The organism is Collinsella sp. SGI.033 (assembly GCF_050315135.1).
Classification (GTDB): Bacteria; Actinomycetota; Coriobacteriia; order Coriobacteriales; family Coriobacteriaceae; genus Collinsella.
In genome coordinates this window covers 1-891 of record NZ_JBNPOK010000063.1, presented here as the reverse complement: position 1 = coordinate 891, position 891 = coordinate 1, and the positions used below count along the sequence as shown (strand labels likewise).

1 protein-coding gene is annotated in these 891 nt (G+C 68.5%); it reads right to left on the bottom strand.

Features of this window, described 5'->3' with window-relative positions; all coding sequences use genetic code 11:
• Positions 1-325: 325 nt before the first annotated feature.
• Positions 326-891 (bottom strand): transposase (locus tag ACQRC0_RS08760; protein ID WP_427729318.1); only part of this gene is annotated, 566 nt, incomplete at its 5' end.

Genomic DNA, 891 nt, shown 5'->3' with positions numbered 1-891 from the left:
CCTTTTAATATGAGCAGGACATTGTCAAGAGGCAAAATCGGGCCTGGCCCCAACGATATGGGGTCAGGCCCTCTCCCTATATCAACCCGTCCGCGGCGACCTCGGCGTGTCTTCCCGACGCTCGTCTTTGCAGTTTAATATCCGCCCGTGGCGATCTCTCGCTGGGCAATCCGTTGCTACGGCTGAGGCTTCTTCGTCGAACCGACAGTCTGTGCACGCGTGTGGCGCCCTGGGCGCTCGCAGAAAAGGGACCTGAGGTTCGCCTCAACGGCTTCGGATCAAACCGCTTCCGGGGTGATCGGCTTATGTGCGGGGGACCGGCCCCCTACGCCTCCTCGGCCATGAGGCCGACCGCCCACACCCAGCAGGCGAGCTCGCGCGCCGTGGCCACGTTCGCCTTGTTGTTGTGGACCCCGCGCGCGAGCAGCGCCTCCCGCCTCTCGACCAGCCTCCGCACGCCCTTGGCGGCATGCCTGCGGGCGACCCGGTCCGGGGCCTGGCCCTTGGCGAGGTCCTTCGGCCGCCCCGAGCACGTCAGGTAGTGCCACGCGGCCTCGACCAGCGCCTTCCTCAGGTGTTTGTTGCCCGCCTTGGTGATCGCGCCCCTGCGGTCGCTCTCCCCGCTGGAGTGCTCGGAGGGCGTCAGGCCGACCCATGCGGCGAACGACCGGGCGTTCCTGAACCTCGAGAACTCGCCGGCCTCGAACACGAGGTCGGCGGCCGTCGCGGTGTCGACGCCCTTGAGGCAGCGCAGGGAGTCGACCCTCCTCCTCCACCTGGGCTTGCGGGCCTCGGCCTCGACGAGCCCCTCGAGCCTCGCCTTCTCCTCCGCCGCCCGCCTGACCGCGTCGACGTAGTAGGCGAGCACGTCGTTGTCGGCCCCCTCCGCGA